Source organism: Burkholderia crassaminum (assembly GCF_964265005.1).
Lineage (GTDB): Bacteria > Pseudomonadota > Gammaproteobacteria > Burkholderiales > Burkholderiaceae > Burkholderia.
Window position 1 is genome coordinate 183,292 of the sequence record NZ_OZ183799.1, and the last position, 16,097, is coordinate 199,388.

Annotated in this window: 11 protein-coding genes, 1 tRNA gene and 1 pseudogene; 7 read left to right on the forward strand and 6 right to left on the reverse strand. The window is 67.5% G+C overall.

Annotated features, from left to right (window positions below):
• Positions 1-106: 106 nt before the first annotated feature.
• Both ACPTTF_RS00765 and ACPTTF_RS00770 read right to left on the reverse strand, forming a co-directional pair.
• Entirely contained in the window at positions 107-1,159 is a 1,053-nt protein-coding gene (locus tag ACPTTF_RS00765; protein ID WP_166963827.1) for an oxidoreductase, read from the reverse strand.
• 233 nt (positions 1,160-1,392) lie between these two features.
• Entirely contained in the window at positions 1,393-2,100 is a 708-nt protein-coding gene (locus ACPTTF_RS00770; RefSeq protein ID WP_423370012.1) for an SGNH/GDSL hydrolase family protein, read from the reverse strand.
• 277 nt (positions 2,101-2,377) lie between these two features.
• On the opposite strand from ACPTTF_RS00770, the gene ACPTTF_RS00775 reads away from it, so the two are divergent.
• The gene (locus ACPTTF_RS00775) at positions 2,378-4,465 is read left to right on the forward strand and encodes a UvrD-helicase domain-containing protein (RefSeq protein WP_166963824.1); all 2,088 of its coding nucleotides are present in this window, start codon (positions 2,378-2,380) and stop codon (positions 4,463-4,465) included.
• A gap of 117 nt (positions 4,466-4,582) precedes the next feature.
• On the opposite strand, the gene ACPTTF_RS00780 is transcribed toward ACPTTF_RS00775, so the two are convergent.
• Positions 4,583-5,476: a c-type cytochrome gene (locus ACPTTF_RS00780; protein WP_423370013.1), complete on the reverse strand. Its 894-nt coding sequence runs from the start codon at positions 5,474-5,476 to the stop codon at positions 4,583-4,585.
• A 252-nt stretch (positions 5,477-5,728) separates the two neighbouring features.
• Between ACPTTF_RS00780 and ACPTTF_RS00785 the strand changes: the two genes are divergently transcribed.
• Positions 5,729-5,804 (forward strand) — tRNA-Arg (locus ACPTTF_RS00785).
• Positions 5,805-5,807: 3 nt separating this feature from the next.
• On the opposite strand, the pseudogene ACPTTF_RS00790 reads toward ACPTTF_RS00785, so the two are convergent.
• Together ACPTTF_RS00790 and ACPTTF_RS00795 are read right to left on the reverse strand one after the other, a co-directional pair.
• Positions 5,808-6,018 (reverse strand): annotated as a pseudogene (locus tag ACPTTF_RS00790) (hypothetical protein); the annotation flags it as partial.
• 373 nt (positions 6,019-6,391) lie between these two features.
• Entirely contained in the window at positions 6,392-8,299 is a 1,908-nt protein-coding gene (locus tag ACPTTF_RS00795; RefSeq protein ID WP_423370014.1) for a beta-galactosidase, read from the reverse strand.
• Positions 8,300-8,919: 620 nt separating this feature from the next.
• On the opposite strand from ACPTTF_RS00795, the gene ACPTTF_RS00800 reads away from it, so the two are divergent.
• The 5 genes from ACPTTF_RS00800 (at position 8,920) to ACPTTF_RS00820 (ending at position 14,940) form a co-directional block, all read left to right on the forward strand.
• The gene (locus tag ACPTTF_RS00800; RefSeq protein ID WP_166963821.1) at positions 8,920-9,249 is read left to right on the forward strand and encodes a helix-turn-helix domain-containing protein; all 330 of its coding nucleotides are present in this window, start codon (positions 8,920-8,922) and stop codon (positions 9,247-9,249) included.
• 141 nt (positions 9,250-9,390) lie between these two features.
• The gene (locus tag ACPTTF_RS00805) at positions 9,391-11,043 is read left to right on the forward strand and encodes a TIGR04222 domain-containing membrane protein (RefSeq protein ID WP_423370015.1); all 1,653 of its coding nucleotides are present in this window, start codon (positions 9,391-9,393) and stop codon (positions 11,041-11,043) included.
• A 418-nt stretch (positions 11,044-11,461) separates the two neighbouring features.
• Entirely contained in the window at positions 11,462-12,205 is a 744-nt protein-coding gene (locus ACPTTF_RS00810; RefSeq protein WP_423371833.1) for an acetyltransferase, read from the forward strand.
• 39 nt (positions 12,206-12,244) lie between these two features.
• Positions 12,245-14,185 carry a tetratricopeptide repeat protein gene (locus ACPTTF_RS00815; protein ID WP_423370016.1) on the forward strand — a complete coding sequence of 647 codons (1,941 nt, stop codon included), beginning with the start codon at positions 12,245-12,247 and terminating at the stop codon, positions 14,183-14,185.
• A 92-nt stretch (positions 14,186-14,277) separates the two neighbouring features.
• Complete coding sequence (locus ACPTTF_RS00820) at positions 14,278-14,940, forward strand: acetyltransferase (protein WP_423370017.1); 663 nt, start codon at positions 14,278-14,280, stop codon at positions 14,938-14,940.
• A 10-nt stretch (positions 14,941-14,950) separates the two neighbouring features.
• Here the strand turns inward: ACPTTF_RS00820 and vioA are convergent, their stop codons facing one another.
• Positions 14,951-16,093, reverse strand: coding sequence for a dTDP-4-amino-4,6-dideoxy-D-glucose aminotransferase VioA (gene vioA / locus ACPTTF_RS00825; protein WP_423370018.1), 1,143 nt, complete (start codon positions 16,091-16,093; stop codon positions 14,951-14,953).
• Between the last annotated feature and the right edge of the window lie 4 nt (positions 16,094-16,097).

Genomic DNA, 16,097 nt, shown 5'->3' on the forward strand with positions numbered 1-16,097 from the left:
CGCTGACTTTCGTTCCCCCGGCATTTGTAACCGAATGTTCCTGTAATCGAATCCGCCGGGCCAGCCGCGCGCGTGCCGGCCGGCCGCGACCGGTACGCGTGCGGTGTCAGATCGCGCGGCGCACGAACGGCAGCCGGCGGCCGTCGTGCTCGCTCTGCGCGGCGAGCTCGATGATCGTCATCACGTCGACGGCGTCCTGCGCGGTGACGGGGAACGGCGCACCGTCGCGGATCGACGCGGCGAGCGCGCGGTAGAACTCCGCGTACTGGCCGTCGAGTGTCGGCACCGGGCGCTCGACCTCGACCTCGCCGTCGAGTACGCGCAGCAGGCCGGGCGGGTTGCCGCCGCCGAATTCGACGTCGTCCGCGGTGAGGCCGGCCTTGAGCTGGTCCTCCTGCGTGTCGAGCCCGAACTTCTGGTAGCTGCCGCCTGTGCCGTGCAGCGTGAAGCGCGCGGGTTCGATCGCCGAGAGCGCGCTCGCATGCAGCGCGACGTCCTTGTCCGGATAGCCGAGCTGCAGATGCACGAAATCGGGCGCCGTGCCATGGTCTCGGCGCGTCTTGACGGTCGCGCTCACCGTATCCGGCAGGCCGAACAGCGCGAGCGCCTGGTCAATCAGGTGCGGGCCGAGGTCGAGCAGCAGGCCGCCGCCGCGGGCCGGCTCCTCGCGCCAGCGTGTGCGCGGCGTCGGGCGGAAGCGGTCGAAGTGCGACGCGAAATAGGTGAGGCGGCCGAGTTCGCCCGATTTGACGATGTCGCGCACGGTGAGGAAATCGCCGTCCCAGCGGCGATTGTGGAACGGCGCGAACAGCCGGCTGCGTGCGTTCGCGAGCCGGGCGAGCGCGAGCGCCTCGTCGGCGGTGAGCGTGACGGGCTTGTCGACGACCACGTGGCGGCCGGCTTCGAGCACCTGGCGCGCGAGCGCGAAGTGCGTGTCGTTCGGCGTGGCGATCACCACGCATTCGATGTCGTCGAGGCCGAGCAGCGTGTCGAGATCGGGGACGACGCGCGCGCCCGGATACGCAGCCTGCGCGCGATCGGGCTGCCCCGTCGCGATCGCGGCGACTTCAGTGCGGCCGCTCGTGGCGATCACGGGCGCGTGGAACGTCGCGCCGGCGAATCCGAAACCCATCAAACCAATCCTGAGCAATGACGACATGGCAATCCCTGGCTGCGAAGGAAACTAAAGGATGGTGCGCCGAGACGGCGCGAAGACGACCGGCTATTTTGGCATGGCGCCGCCGCTTGTACTGGCGCGTTCCGGCGAAACGCGCGGCGCGACGCGGCGCTTGCGCAAGGAAAGCCGGCATTTTGCGCGGGCCCGCGTGCCGTACGTGCGGGCCCGCCCGGCTGCCCGTGCGGCGAACGTCCGGTGCAGGGCGCCGTGCCGCGTCATGCGGCTGCCCGCTGCAGCACGGCGGCGGCGACCTGCGCGGCCCACACGGCGCAGGCGGCTGCACCGGGATGGAAGCCGTCGGTGGCCATCAGGTGGCGCTCGAGCGGCAGCTCGACGCGCAGGAACGTGCAGTGCGGCTGCGCGGCGGCCCACCCGGCGAGCACCGTGTTGAGCCGCTTTGCACGCAGCCCGAGGTACCACGCGAGCGGCTGCGGCAGTGCCGGAAAGCGTTCCATCGGCGGCACCGCCGACAGGATCGCGTGCCCGACCCGGAAGCGCGCGGCGAGCAGCCGGACGAGCTCGGCCTGCTGCGCCTGCCAGCGGGCCGGCGGCACGCCGCCCGTCACGTCGTTGACGCCGAGCGACGTGACGGCCACGTCGAACGGCTCGGCCGGCTCGGCGGCGAGCCAGTCGACGAGCTCCTGTGTAGTGAGGCCCGTGCGCGCGAGCAGCTTCCAGCTCACGCGGTGGGTGGCCGCGAGCGCATTCGCCAGCTGGCCGGACAGCGCGTCGCGCTGCGTCGCGACGCCGACGCCCGCGGCGGCCGAATCGCCGACCACCAGCACGCGCAGCGGCGGGCCGTCTCCCGCCACGCCGTCGCGCGGGCCGGCCGCCTCGGGCAGCCGCGGCGTGACGCGGCGTACGTAGCGTCCCTGCGCGAACAGCAGCGGGCCAAGGGCGGCGGTGGCGAACGGGTATCCCATGATGTTGATCCGGTGGCGGTTCAGGCGGGCTCGCGCGGAGCGGCGCCGGGTGCGCATATTGTGGTCGATCGGTGCGCGAACGGGGCCGGATTGGCCGGACGGACAGGGGGCGCCCGCGGGATCCGCCCGCGCAGCCCCGCCCGGTGGCGCTCCCGAAAAGCGCGCCGCCGACGTGTTAACATGCGCGTCCTGCCCCGCGTGTCCGCCTGCTTCGCCAGCCCGTCGCGCACGGCATCCTCCCGGCGTTCCGCCGTCAACCGCAACACCATCCGCCATCATGTCCGCAGGCCTCAATCCCGCCCAGAACGAAGCGGTGCGCTACCTCGACGGTCCCTGTCTCGTGCTCGCCGGCGCGGGCAGCGGCAAGACCCGCGTGATCACGCAGAAGATCGCGCACTTGATCGAAGCGAAAGGCTTCGAGCCGCGCCACATCGCCGCCGTCACGTTCACGAACAAGGCGGCCGCCGAAATGCGCGAGCGCGTGGGGAAGCTGCTCGAGGGCAAGACGCTCACCACGCCCGGCAAGGAAGGCCGCAAGGTGCCCGTCAACCAGCTCACCGTTTGCACGTTCCACTCGCTGGGTGTGCAGATCCTGCGCCAGGAGGCCGAGCACGTCGGCCTGAAGCCGCAGTTCTCGATCATGGATTCGGACGACTGCTTCGGGATGATCCAGGAGCAGCTCGGCACGACCGACAAGGGCCTGATCCGCAAGGTCCAGAGCATCATTTCGCTGTGGAAGAACGGCCTGATCATGCCCGACGAGGCGATGGCGATCGCGGCCAACGAGGACGAGCACCAGGCCGCGCTGGTCTACCGCAACTACGTCGCGACGCTGCACGCGTACCAGGCGGTCGACTTCGACGACCTGATCCGCCTGCCCGCCGAGCTGTTCGCGAAGAACGAGCAGGTGCGCGACCGCTGGCAGAACAAGCTGCGCTACCTGCTGATCGACGAGTACCAGGACACCAACGCGTGCCAGTACGAGCTGCTGAAGCAGCTCGCGGGCCCGCGCGCCGCGTTCACGGCGGTCGGCGACGACGACCAGGCGATCTACGGCTGGCGAGGAGCGACGCTCGAGAACCTCGCGCAGCTCGGCAAGGATTTCCCGAAGCTGCACCTGGTCAAGCTCGAGCAGAACTACCGGTCGACGGTGCGAATCCTCACCGCCGCGAACAACGTGATCGCGAACAACCCGAAGCTGTTCGAGAAGAAGCTGTGGTCCGAGCACGGGATGGGCGATTCGATCACCGTCACGCCGTGCAACGACGAGGAGCACGAGGCCGAATCGGTCGTGTTCCGGCTGTCCGCGCACAAGTTCGAGCGGCGCGCGCAGTTCCGCGACTACGCGATCCTGTATCGCGGCAACTTCCAGGCGCGCATCTTCGAGCAGGTGCTGCGGCGCGAGCGGATTCCGTACGTGCTGTCGGGCGGCCAGTCGTTCTTCGACAAGGCCGAGATCAAGGACCTGTGCGCCTACCTGCGGCTGATCGCGAACGCCGACGACGATCCCGCGTTCATCCGCGCGGTCACGACGCCGCGCCGCGGGATCGGCAACACGACGCTCGAGGCGCTCGGCTCGTTCGCGGGCCAGGCGAAGGTGTCGCTGTTCGAGGCCGTGTACATGGGCGGCATCGAGGCGCGGCTGTCCGCGCGGCAGGTCGAGCCGCTCAGGATGTTCTGCGACTTCATCCAGCGCCTGACCGACCGCGCGGACAAGGAACCCGCAACCGTCGTGCTCGACGACATGATGGAGGCGATCCACTACGAGGCGTACCTGTACGACGCGTTCGACGAGCGCCAGGCGCAGTCGAAGTGGCAGAACGTGCTCGAATTCCTCGAATGGCTGAAGCGCAAGGGCACGAAGCCCGAGACGGCGGCTGTCGATGGTGAGGCCGAAGGCTTCCACAACGCGGACGGGCTCGCCGATACCGGCAAGAACCTGCTCGGCCTGATCCAGACCGTCGCGCTGATGTCGATGCTCGAGGGCAAGGACGAGGATCCGGACGCCGTGCGGCTGTCGACCGTCCATGCGTCGAAGGGGCTCGAGTATCCGCATGTGTTCCTGGTCGGCGTCGAGGAGGGCATCATGCCGCACCGCGGCGGCAGCGAGGACGACGGCCCGATCGACAACGAGCGGATCGAGGAGGAGCGCCGGCTGATGTACGTCGCGATCACGCGTGCGCAGCGCAGCCTGCACCTGAACTGGTGCAAGAAGCGCAAGCGGGCGCGCGAGACGGTCGTGTGCGAGCCGTCTCGCTTCATCCCGGAGATGGGGCTCGACGACGCGCCGCCGCCCACGCCGGAAGAGGCGCCGATGTCGCCGAAAGACCGGCTCGCGAGCCTGAAGGCGTTGCTGCAGAAGTGAGGCGGTGGCGCCGTCGGGCGCGCGGTGTTCCGACGATCCGACGATCAGGCGGCCGGGCAAAAACAAACCCCCGCGGTGCGCGTGCGCCGCGGGGGTTTTTTCTGGTCGGCGGAAGTATTACTTCGCCGAGTTGACCATGTAGTCGACGGCTGCCTTCACGTCAGCGTCCGACGCGCTCGACCCGCCCTTCGGCGGCATCGCGCCCTTGCCGTGCAGCGCGTAGTTGTAGACCGTGTCCATCGAGTCCTTCAGGCGCGGCGCCCAGTCTTCCTTGCTGCCGAACTTCGGTGCGCCGAGTACGCCTGCTCCGTGGCAGGCCACGCAGGTCGACGAGTACAGCGCCTTGCCGGCCGTTGCCGCATCGGCGCTGGCCGGTGCGGCCGCGGGTGCTTCGCCGGCCTTCGGGATTGCGGCGATCGCGGCCTGTGCGGCGGCGATCTGCGCGCTCGCGGCGTCGGCCGGGCCCGATGCGCCTGCCGCGCCGCTGGCGGGCTGCGCCGCGTTGGCGGCCGGTGCTGCCGGTTCGGGGAAGTTCGCGCCGTCGTTGTTCGCCATGTAGACGATCGCGCGGGCGATTTCATAGTCGCTGACGTCGTCGGGGCTCGTGCCGCCGCGCGGCGGCATCGCACCCTTGCCGGCGAGGGCCGTCTTCAGCAGCGTGTCGAAGCCTTGCGAAATGCGCGGCGCCCAATCGTCCTTGTTGCCGAACTTCGGTGCGCCGGCGGCGCCCGTGCCGTGGCAGGTCACGCACACGGCCTTGTAGACTTCCTCGCCGGTCTTGTACGTGCGGGGCGCGTTGGCGTCCTTCACTTCGACCTGCGCGAGCGGGGCGACACGCGCGGCGACCTGTTCGTCGGATAGTGCATCCGTGCCGGCGCCGGCGCGGAACGCATGGTTCGCATAATTGGCGAACAGGACGATCAGGATGATCGGAATCGCGAACGACGCGATGATGACGGCAATCAGCTGCCCGGGAGTTTTGACGGGAGATTCGTGGGGTGCTTCGCTCATGCTTGCCTCGTCTCCGTGAATAGGAATTGTGAGCGCGGTGCAACGGCAAAATGGCAGTCCAATGAAGCCCGGTCGATTATAGACGGAACGTTTACATCACGGCGAGCGGCGCGATGGCGCGTGTTTACCCGCACGCAGCGTGGTGCGGCGGCGATTCTGTGGGCAAGGTGGACGCGTCATGGGAAACCGGGTATCCTTGCCGTCTTGCCAATTGTGGGCGGCCTGTATATTGGGGTCGCTTCACTGTCACACGCGCCCGTAGCTCAATGGATAGAGTACTGCCCTCCGAAGGCAGGGGTTGCTGGTTCGATCCCAGCCGGGCGCGCCAAGTCTAGTCAGGTTCTCCGCAGTTTCCCCCGTTCGTCGTGCAATACCGTTGCAGCTGAATTGCAGCTGTCGCCGTCGTCGCTTCGACCGTCGGCGGCGCGACCCATTGCGCCAGATGATCGGCCGACAGGTACGCATAGCGCTGCACCATCTTCAAACGTTTCCCATTCGCCCAGCGCCTTCAACACTTGTAAGCGCGTGCCACGATGCACATGCCGCTCATGCGGCTGGCCCGTGGCGGGGCAGCTGACGCGTGCCAAGGCCGTCCAGGGGCCGGCGCGCAGTTATAGCCCCGCCCTACCTGCCCGCAAAAACGAGTAGTTTTTACGCCCGCATGCACTGGCCGCACCGGGCGGGCCATCACGGGCCGCGCGGCGATCGGCGGGGCGATTCTTCCATGCACTTTTATGCGCCCTGGTTATGCAGTCTCGGCGTTTTCGTGGCTCGCCGTCACCTGCCCGGCCAGAATGGGCTGCTCACATGGCGCCGGCGTCGTGCAGTAAGAGCCCGCCCGAGTGCGAGCCGACCGCGTGAGCGGCGGATGGGGATCTCCATCGTCCGTGTGAGCAACCGTGCGGTAGTGCACCCCTATCCGATCAACGTTGATCGAAGGGCGATCGGCGCCGGTGACGTCTGATGCAGGTCGAAAATCACCACTTCGTTGTAACCCCTCCGCAGCCACGGGGCAGGGCAGAAGAGCCGGAATTGCGGCCCTACGTTCCAATACCGCCCGAGGTTGTGCCCGTTGACCCATACGACGCCCTTGATCCAATCGCGCATGTCCAGGAATGTATCTCCGGCCGCATCAAGCATCAGCGTCGCCTTGTAGAACAGGCCGGGGCGCACGGGATCCGTGCAGCGCGGCTGCAGGGTCGCTATGTACTTTGCGTCCATTGGGAGCGCATAAGTTTCCCAGCCGCGGAGCGGGTGTTCACCCAGGCGAACAGTCGCCGTGATGCCCTTGCGGTCGATCAGGTCGTCGCCGTAGTTGACCCGGCCCATTCCTTCGACGAGCAGCTCGAGCGATTTCCCGCCGGTCGGCAGCGTGACGTCGTCGCCGTCGCGCACGACGCGCAGCCCGTCGGCGAGATAGCGCGGCATCTTCGGCCGTGCGATTGCGCCAACGTACGAGCCGTCGACAAACACTGTCGCGTAGTCGTGCACCCCCCGCGCGGCCAGCGACCCACCCGCGCGGCCCAGCTCGTCGTGCCGGTAGAGCACGAAACCGCTTTGCTGCCCGTGCGCCTCCATAGGCCTGGGTGCATCGGCGGTCGTGATTGCGGGAGGCAGGTTGTCCCACAATGACGCGTAAAGGTACGGATTCAGCGCGTAGTCGCCAGCAAGCTCAAGTGTCGATGGCGCGGCCGGCACGGCCGGCAGCGGATCTGGGAGGTGCGCCTGGATCAGTCCGCGGTACCGCGTGAAGTTTTCCGTTGCGCGGCCTTGCTCGTCGATTGGCGCGAAGTAGTCGTAGCTCGTGATATCTGGCTGATATTCGGCCGTCTCGTGGTCGAGATTCGCGCCGGCCGTGAAGCCGAAGCTCGTTCCGCCGTGGATCACGTAGATGCTGAACGACAGGCCGTACTTCATGAAGTCGGCCAACTCGCGCGAAATGTCGGCGTCGGTGCCCTGGAATTTCTGGTCACCCCAATGCGTGAAGAAGCCGGGATAGACCTCCCCGCCCATGACAGTCGAGCCGGGGAACTGGTCCCGGATCTGCGCGATGTCGTGCGCCTTTGGTCCGCTCAGACCGATCACGCAGCCATCGAGCGCCGTGCGGTTTTCCTGCAGTTGCTTGACGCCGTCGTCGGTGAAGAACGGGCCGGCAATACCACCGTCGACCCACACGCGACGGATCTCGTTGAGGTATGCGACGTCGTCGCCATAGCTCGCATACTCGTTCTCAATCTGGAGCATCAGGATCGGGCCGCCGCTCGCCGACATGAGCGGACGGACACGCGGTGCGAGCGCGGCGATATACGCGCTTGCCGCAGACATGAAGCGCGGGTCGCGGTGCGATCCCACGCGAAGCTGAATGTCGTCGTGCGCGAGCAGGCGTGCCGGGATACCACCGAGATCCCACTCGCCGCAGATGTACGGACCAGGGCGCAGCAGCACCCACATGCCTTCGTCTTGGCAGAGCCGAATGAACGCCTCGACATCGCGCTCGTCCGTTTCGAAGTCGAACTGGCCGTCGGCCGTCTCGTGAAAATTCCACATGACGTACACGGCGATGGCGTTCATGCCCATCGCCTTCGCCATCTGGATTCGGTGCCGCCAGTATTCGCGCGGGATCCGCGCGGGGTGCATTTCGCCGCTGCGAATCTGGAATGGAGTACCGTCGAGCAGGAACGTAATTCCGTCATCGCCGAAGGTGAGCGCGTGACGTTGCCCGTCGTTCGGTTTTGGTCCGGCAAGAATCTGTCGTGGTTCGAATTTCGCGGCTGCCTGATCGCGGCCGCATGCCCCGAGCAGCGGCATCAGCGCCGCCGCCATCAAGAAATTCCGTCTGTTCAAAACTTGTGGTCCGCTTCTTTTTCGTTTGTCGAGCCGGCCCTGGCTCGCCTTTCAATTCGATCACATTATCTTACGAATTCTCTGCGCAAGCCCGATCGCCGGTACCGATCGGCCAGGTAGGCCGCGTTTGCAATCGAAAAGGAGGCCTTGCCAGATATGGCGTAGAAGTTTGCTTGGGCGAGGCGCGGTGAATTAATACAGTGGATTGCAGTTTGGACGGGCTCGGGCGCCCTTGATTCACCTTGGTTTTGTGGATTGCGAGGTGCATAAGATTTTGATTTAAAAGGATGTGTTGCGCGCCGGTAAAGCTACTGAAGGCAGGAGGTGCCCGTTCGATCCCGGCCGGGCGCCAAAACATGCGTGTCCAGGCACTCGGCGGTTTCACCGCATCATCGGCACCACCCGCATCCCCCTTTCCCCGCTTGCAGTAATATTCCGGCCGGCTATCAGCGTGGCGGTTTCCGATCGCGTGCACATCCGACCCGGCGAAACCTTGCGCCGGTGCGGTTCGACGCGTTCGAAGCCCGCTTGAAACGCCGATTGAACCTGTCGACCGAAACGAGGAACAGCCGCACCGAAGCGGGAGCGGCGATCACCGCATGAGCAAATCCCTCCCTGTTCAGTTCATCAACGGCCCGGACGGCACGCCGGCCTTCGCCGTGATTCCGTACGCGGACTATGTCGCGCAGCAGTCCGGCACACGCGACCCGATTCCGCACGCGCTCGTGACGCGCGCCGTGTTCGACGGAAGCTCGCCGGCGCGCGCGTGGCGCGAGTATCTCGGCCTGACGCGGGCCGAAGTCGCGCGGCGGATCGGCATCAGCCGATCCGACTATGCGAAACAGGAAAAGCGCGAGAAGCTGCGCAAGTCGATGCGCAAGAAAGTCGCGGCCGCGCTCGACATCACGCTGGCGCAGCTCGATTTCTGACCCACGGCGCAGCGCGGCGAGCGGCCCCGGATGCAGCCGGCCGGCCGCCGTCACGCCGCGTCGCCGTTGTGCGAGAATCCCCCGCAACGACAACTCCAAGCGTCGATCGCGGCGGCCGTCCGCGCATCGCGCCGACTCCCGATGGCTGCCATCCCGTCTACCTCGACCGCAGTCGATGCCCGCGCGCTCACCGATGCGCAGCAGGTGCTGCTCGCGCGTCTGCACGCCTATTCCCCTGACGACCCGAACGCGCCGCTGCCGTACAGCCGGCGCCTTGCCGAAGCCGAAGGCTGGTCGCATGCGCACGCGCTGGCGGTGATCGACGAATACAAGCGCTTCGCGTTTCTCGCGCAGGCGGCCGGACACCCGGTCACGCCGCCAGTCGCGGTCGATGCCGCGTGGCATTTCCACCTGCAATACACGCTCGAATACTGGGACGTCTTCTGCGCCGGCGTGCTGCGCGCGCGGCTGCATCACATGCCCGGCACGGGCACGCCGGACGAGGCCGCCGTGTACGCGCAGCGTTATCGCGACACGCTGGACAGCTATCGCCGGCTGTTCGGCTGCGAGCCGCCCGAGTCGATCTGGCCGCGGCCCGGCTTGCGCGGCGCATCCGGATCGCCGCGGCCGGAACCGTCGGCCGTGAACGCGGCGGGACGCGCAGATGCGCCGGCCGCTCCATCGGCAGGCCGGCGTTGGCGTGACCGGCTGCCGAAACTCGCATGGCCGGCTGCCGTCGCGAGCGTCGCCGCGACCTGTGCATCGGCGCAGGACTTCAACGTGCTGAACTACGCGGGGCCGCAGTTTCTCGCGTTCTATGTGCCGGTATGCGTGGTCGCGTTGTTGCTGATCCTGGTGCTTCAGGCGATCGAATTCCGCCGCCGCCGCTGGGGTGGGCGCACGCGCAAGGCGTCGGCCGACCTGAGCACCGACGAAGTCGCCTATCTCACCGGCGGCGAAGCACGGGTCGCCCAAGTCGTGACGATGTCGCTCGCGCAGGCGGGCGCGGTCGACCTGTGGACCGTTCCCGGGCAGGGTGGCTACGTGCAGATCGCCGACGTGGACCGCGCGGGTCGCCATGACGACCACTGCGCGTGGCTCAAGGAGCAGCCGTCCGGCACCGTGCGCTACGACGTGTTTCGCGAGCGGCTCGCGGGGTATGCGCAGGAGGTCGTCGACGGGATGCGCGCGCAAGGCTGGATGTGGGCGCCCGGCGAGATGCGTGCGTCGCGCCTGGCTGCGCGCGCGATCGTGCTGCTCGTGCTGGGCACGGGTGCCGCGAAACTCGCGGTCGGCCTGAGCCGCGGGCGGCCCGTGCTGCTGCTCGCCGTCTGCATGGCGGTGTTCGCGGTCGCGTACCGGCTCGTCGCGCGGCGGCTGACCGGCTTCGGGCGGGGCGGGGCGACGGCTGCCGGGCGGGCCGCGCTGCTCGCGCGCCGGATCTCGCACGATCCGCGGGCCGCGCGAAATTCGCAGCGCCCGCAACCTCCGCAACCCAATACGCACACAACGCAGCAGGCGCAGGATCGCGAACGCGACGATCCGGACCCGCTGTTGTGGACTGCCGCGCTGTTCGGCGCGGGCGCACTGGCCGGCACCGCATGGTCGATGTATTCGCAAACCGTGCAGGCCGCGTCGCGGATGTCGTCGCTCGCCGCCGTGAAAGCGGGCAGCGGCAGTTCGTTCGATGCATCGGACAGCAGTTGCTCGTCGTCGAGTTGCAGTTCGTCGAGTTCGTGCAGTTCCAGCTCGTGCAGTTCGAGCAGTTGCGGCGGGTGTTCGTCGAGTAACTGAGCGCGGGGCAGGTGGCGCGCGTCGTTGGTGAAGGCTCCGGCAACACATCGCCACGGCGGCCGTCTTCCGTGACGGAACGGGCCGGCCGGGTCGACGCGACGATTCTGCCGACGCCGGAGCATCACGAAGGAAAATCGGACGCCAACGCTCGAGCGCCGAATGATTCGCGCACCCGCCAGCGGCCTTGACGGCAATGCCACAACGCCGCGCGGCGCATCCAGGCAGCAAACGCGGCACCGCACCAGGGCCCCATCGCCGGAACAGAAGCCAGAACGCCGTTCTTATTCGTTGTCGGTTGCAGTCGCCGGCTTTCTATACTGCATCGTCCATGCTCGTGGCCGAAATGCCGCGACGTTTTCCACCGCCGTATCGAGCGGCCCGGCATCGAGCCGCCGCACCGGCACACTTGCGACTGCGAATGAACGTTACGACCTCCGACGATTGTATTGGCGTGCTGCCTGACCATCCGTGGGCGAAGCATTTCATCGTGCTCGGCTACCGGGATGGCGCCTTTTCGGCGATTCCGAACGACTTTTTCCGCAACTGGGTCGATGAAGAGGCGCAGGTCGGTACGTTTCATATCGGCCGGTGCTCGGCGATCGGTGTGGGCTCGATCGCAAAGTACGATCAGGGCGTTCAGAAACTCGTGATCGGCAAGCACGTGGCTGCCGGAATGCGTCTGCGATTCCTGTTGAATGGCCAGCACGAGACCCGGACCATTTCCACGAGCCTGTTCAGCATCTACGGTAACGGCCTCGAGAATGCGCCGATGCCGCAATACGCGGACACCGTGATTCACAACGACGTCTGGATCGGCGACGAAGCGCTGTTTCTCGGTGGCAGCCAGATTGAGAGCGGATGCGTGATCGGCGCGCGAGCCGTCATTCCGCCCAATTTCCGCACCGAGGCGTACGGCATCTATGCCGGTTCACCTGCCCGTCTGGTGCGCTTCCGCTTCACGGAAAAAGTGCGCGAACGACTGCTGCAGCTCGCGTGGTGGGACATGCCGCTCGACTGGATCAAGCAGAACAACGACGCATTTCTGGTCGATCTCACCGCCGACGAAGGTCGGGCGCTCGACACGCTTGCGGCGCTTCAGGAAGCCAAGGACCGAGCCGTCAGCCAGTCCGGCCAACCGGCCGCGGTGCCGACGGCCGTCTGACCGTCCGTTCGCGCTGCGCGCCGCGCGGCGCCGCATGACATGACACCTGCTTCCGACGAATCCGCGCTGGTTCAACACGCGGCGACCCTGTGCCAGAACGGACAGTTCGCCGCCGCACTGCAGCTCGTCGCGCCGCTGCTCGACCGGCCGGCGCCGGCCGTCGTTGCGCTGCACATCGCGGCTGTCTGCGCGCTCGGCCTGAACCGGCCGGCCGACGCGGAAGCATGGTGGCGGCGCGTGATCGATGCGATGCCGACGTTCGAGCCGCCGTACGACGGCCTCGGCGCGCTGCTCGTGTCGCAAGGGCGCTTGCCCGATGCCGAGGCGCTCCTGCGCCGGCAACTCGCGTCCGTCACGCCGTTGCGGGCGTCGCACCATCACCGGTTCGGCAAGGTGCTCGAAGCGCTCGGCCGGCTCGATGAAGCCGAGCAGGCACTCGGGCAGGCGCTGCTGATCGAGCCGCAGTCGGCCGACGTGCTGACCGATCTCGGCAACCTGTTGCGTGTGCTCGGCCGGCATGCCGAAGCGGAACTCGCCTACCGGCTCGCGATTGCCGTGCGCGCCGACCACGTGCTCGCGCACGCCAATCTCGGCGCGATCCTCGTCGACATGCAGCGGCTGCCGGAAGCGGAGGCAGCCAGCCGCCAGACGCTTGCGCTGTGCCCGGATCACCCGGAGGCGCACTACAACCTCGGCGTCGCGCTGCAGAATCTCGATCGCCTGCCGGAAGCCGAAGCGGCTTATCGCGACGCGATCCGTTACCGTCCCGGCCTGCCGCAGCCGCACAACAATCTCGGCTGCGTCCTGCGCGCGCAGGGTCGTCACGACGAAGCGATGGCCGTCTTCGCCGATGCGCTGGCGCTCGCACCGGACATGGCGGAAGTGCACTACAACCTCGGCACCACGTTCGCGCATGCCGGCCGCCACGACGATGCCGAACACGCGTACCGCCGCGCGCTCGAACTGCGTGCGGACTATGGGGATGCGCGTTTCGGCCTGGCGACGCTGTTGCTCGGCCTCGGCCGGTTCGACGAAGGCTGGCGGCGCTACGAATCGCGCTACGAACAAACGGCGTTCGTGCACCGCCGGACCCGCGAGGTGCTGCCGTGTGCGCAATGGCAAGGCGAGCCGCTCACCGGCAAGACGCTGCTCGTCTGGCAGGAAGACGGCCTCGGCGACATGCTGCAGTTCAGCCGCTATTTCGCGGCGTTTCGGGCGCGGCATGCGGCGCGCGTGGTGTTCGCTTGCCAGCCCGCGCTGCATCGTCTGATGGAGACGGTCGACGGTGTCGACGCGGTGCTCGATCACGAGACGGCGACGGCGCAGGCGGCGCAGTTCGACTTCTGGACGAGCCTGCTGAGCGCGCCGATGCACGCGGGCACGACGCTCGACACGATTCCGCCGCCGGTGCGGCTCGCGCCCGATCCGGCCCGCGTCGTGCGCTGGCGTGCGCGCCTCGACGCGCTACCGGCCGGCCCGCGCGTCGGCCTCGTGTGGAAGGGCAACCCGAAGCATCACAACGATGCGCACCGCTCGCTGCCGTCGCTCGCATTGCTGACGCCGCTGTGGAGCGTGCCGGGCGTGCATTTCGTGAGCTTGCAGAAGGGGCAGGGCGAGGACGAGGCGCGTCAGCCGCCGGGCGGCCTGCCGTTGCTGCACCTGGGTTCGGAGATCGACGATTTCGCGGATACGGCCGCGATCGTCGCGCAACTCGATCTCGTGGTGTGTGTCGACACCTCCACCGCGCACCTGGCCGCCTCGCTCGGCAAGCCTTGCTGGGTGCTGCTGCCGAATCAGGACGTGGACTGGCGCTGGATGCACGACCGCGACGATTCGCCGTGGTATCCGGGCACGGTACGGTTGTTTCGCCGAGGGCGCGACCACACCTGGATCCAGATGGCCGAGCGCTTGCGCGAGGCGTTTGCCGCGCATTTTGCAGCGGGTCGCGTGACGGCGGACGAACCGGCGCGTACTGTCTGACGTGACGGCGCGCACCGCGCGGGTGCGGCGACGCGGCATACTGCGGGGAACGCGGCAATGCCGCCTCTGCTTTCAGATCAATCGAGGCCCTCGTGGAAAACATCGTCATCGTCGGCTCGTCCGGTCACGCCAAGGTCGTGATCGACATCGTCGAACAGGCCCGCCGCTACCGGATCGCCGGGCTGATCGATTCGTTCCGGCCCCGCGGCGAGGAGACGCTCGGCTACGCGGTGCTGGGCGCCGAACGCGATTTGCCGGATCTGATCGATGCACACGGAATCGCCGGGCTGCTGGTCGCCATCGGCGACAACCACGCGCGCGAGAACGTGACGGCCGCTCTCGCGGCGCTCGCGCCGGGCCTGCCGTGTGTGTCGGCGGTGCATCCGGCAGCACGCATCGGCAAGGCGTCGACGATCGGCGCGGGCACGGTCGTGATGGCCGGCGCGGTGATCAACCCGTGCTGCACGATCGGCAGCGGGTGCATCGTCAACACGAATGCGTCGCTCGATCACGATGGCGTGATGGCGGATTTCTCGAGTCTCGCGCCGGGGGTCGTCACCGGCGGCAACTGCCGGATCGGCCACGGCGCGGCGATCGGCCTCGGCGCCATGCTGCGGCACCGGATCGCGGTGGGCGAGCACGGCGTCGTCGGGGCAGGCTCGGTCGTATTGCACGACGTCGAGCCGTACACGGTCGCGTACGGCAATCCGGCTCGCCGGATCCGCGCGCGCGCGGCTGGCGAGCGTTACCTGTAGGCGCCGCGCGTCAGCGCGCGATCAGCTCGACGATACGGCGGACCATGTCGTCGGTGAGCGACGGGTAGATCGGCAGGCACAGCACCTTGCGCGCGGCCTCGGTCGCGACGGGCAGGTTGTCGCGGTTGGCGGACGGCAGCCCGCGGTACATCGGAAATTCCGAAATCAGCGGATGGAAGTAGCGGCGCGCGTACACGTCGTAGTCGCGCAGCTTCTGGTACAGCGCATCGCGATCGAGTGGGTAGTCTTCGTCGACGAGGATCGCGAAATACGCGTGGTTCGCGACGGTCTGGTCGCCGTGCGGCACGCAGCGGATGCCGCGCACGTCGGCGAGCAGCGTGCGGTACAGCGTATCGATTTCGCGGCGGCGCACGAGTGCGCCGTCGATGTGCTGCAACTGCAGCATCCCGAATGCGGCGTTGATCTCGCTCATCTTGCCGTTGATGCCGGGCGCGACGACCGTGACTTCGTCGACGAAACCAAAATTCTTCAGGTGGTCGATCCGTTGCTTGGTCTTCGCGTCGGGGCAGATGATCGCGCCGCCTTCGAAGGTGTTGAACACCTTCGTCGCGTGGAAGCTCAGCACCGACAGGTCGCCGTGCGTGAGCACGCTGCCGGAGGCATTCTGCACGCCGAACGCATGCGCGGCGTCATAGATCACGCGCAGGTTGTAGTTGTCGGCGATCTTCTGGATGGCTTCGACGTCGCACGGATTGCCGTAGCAGTGGACGGGCATGATCGCGGTGGTCTGCGGCGTGATCGCCGCCTCGATGCGGGCGGGGTCCAGGTTGAGCGTGCCGGGCGTGACGTCGACAAATACCGGCTTGATGCCGTTCCACAGCAGCGAATGCGCGGTGGCGACGAACGAATACGGCGTCGTGATCACCTCGCCGTTGATGCGCAGCGCCTGCAGCGCGGTGACGAGCGCGAGCGTGCCGTTTGCGAACAGCGACAGGTGCGGCACGCCGAGATACTCGCAAAGCGCGCGCTCGAATTGCTGGTGGAACGGGCCGCCGTTGGTCAGCGTGCGGCTTTCCCAGATCTTCTCGAGGTACGGCAGGAATTCGTCGAGCGGCGGCAGGTGCGGCTGCGTGACGTAGATGCGTTCGTGCGGCAGTTGCGCGACGGACGACGCGGGCAGGCTGGCGGTCATGATG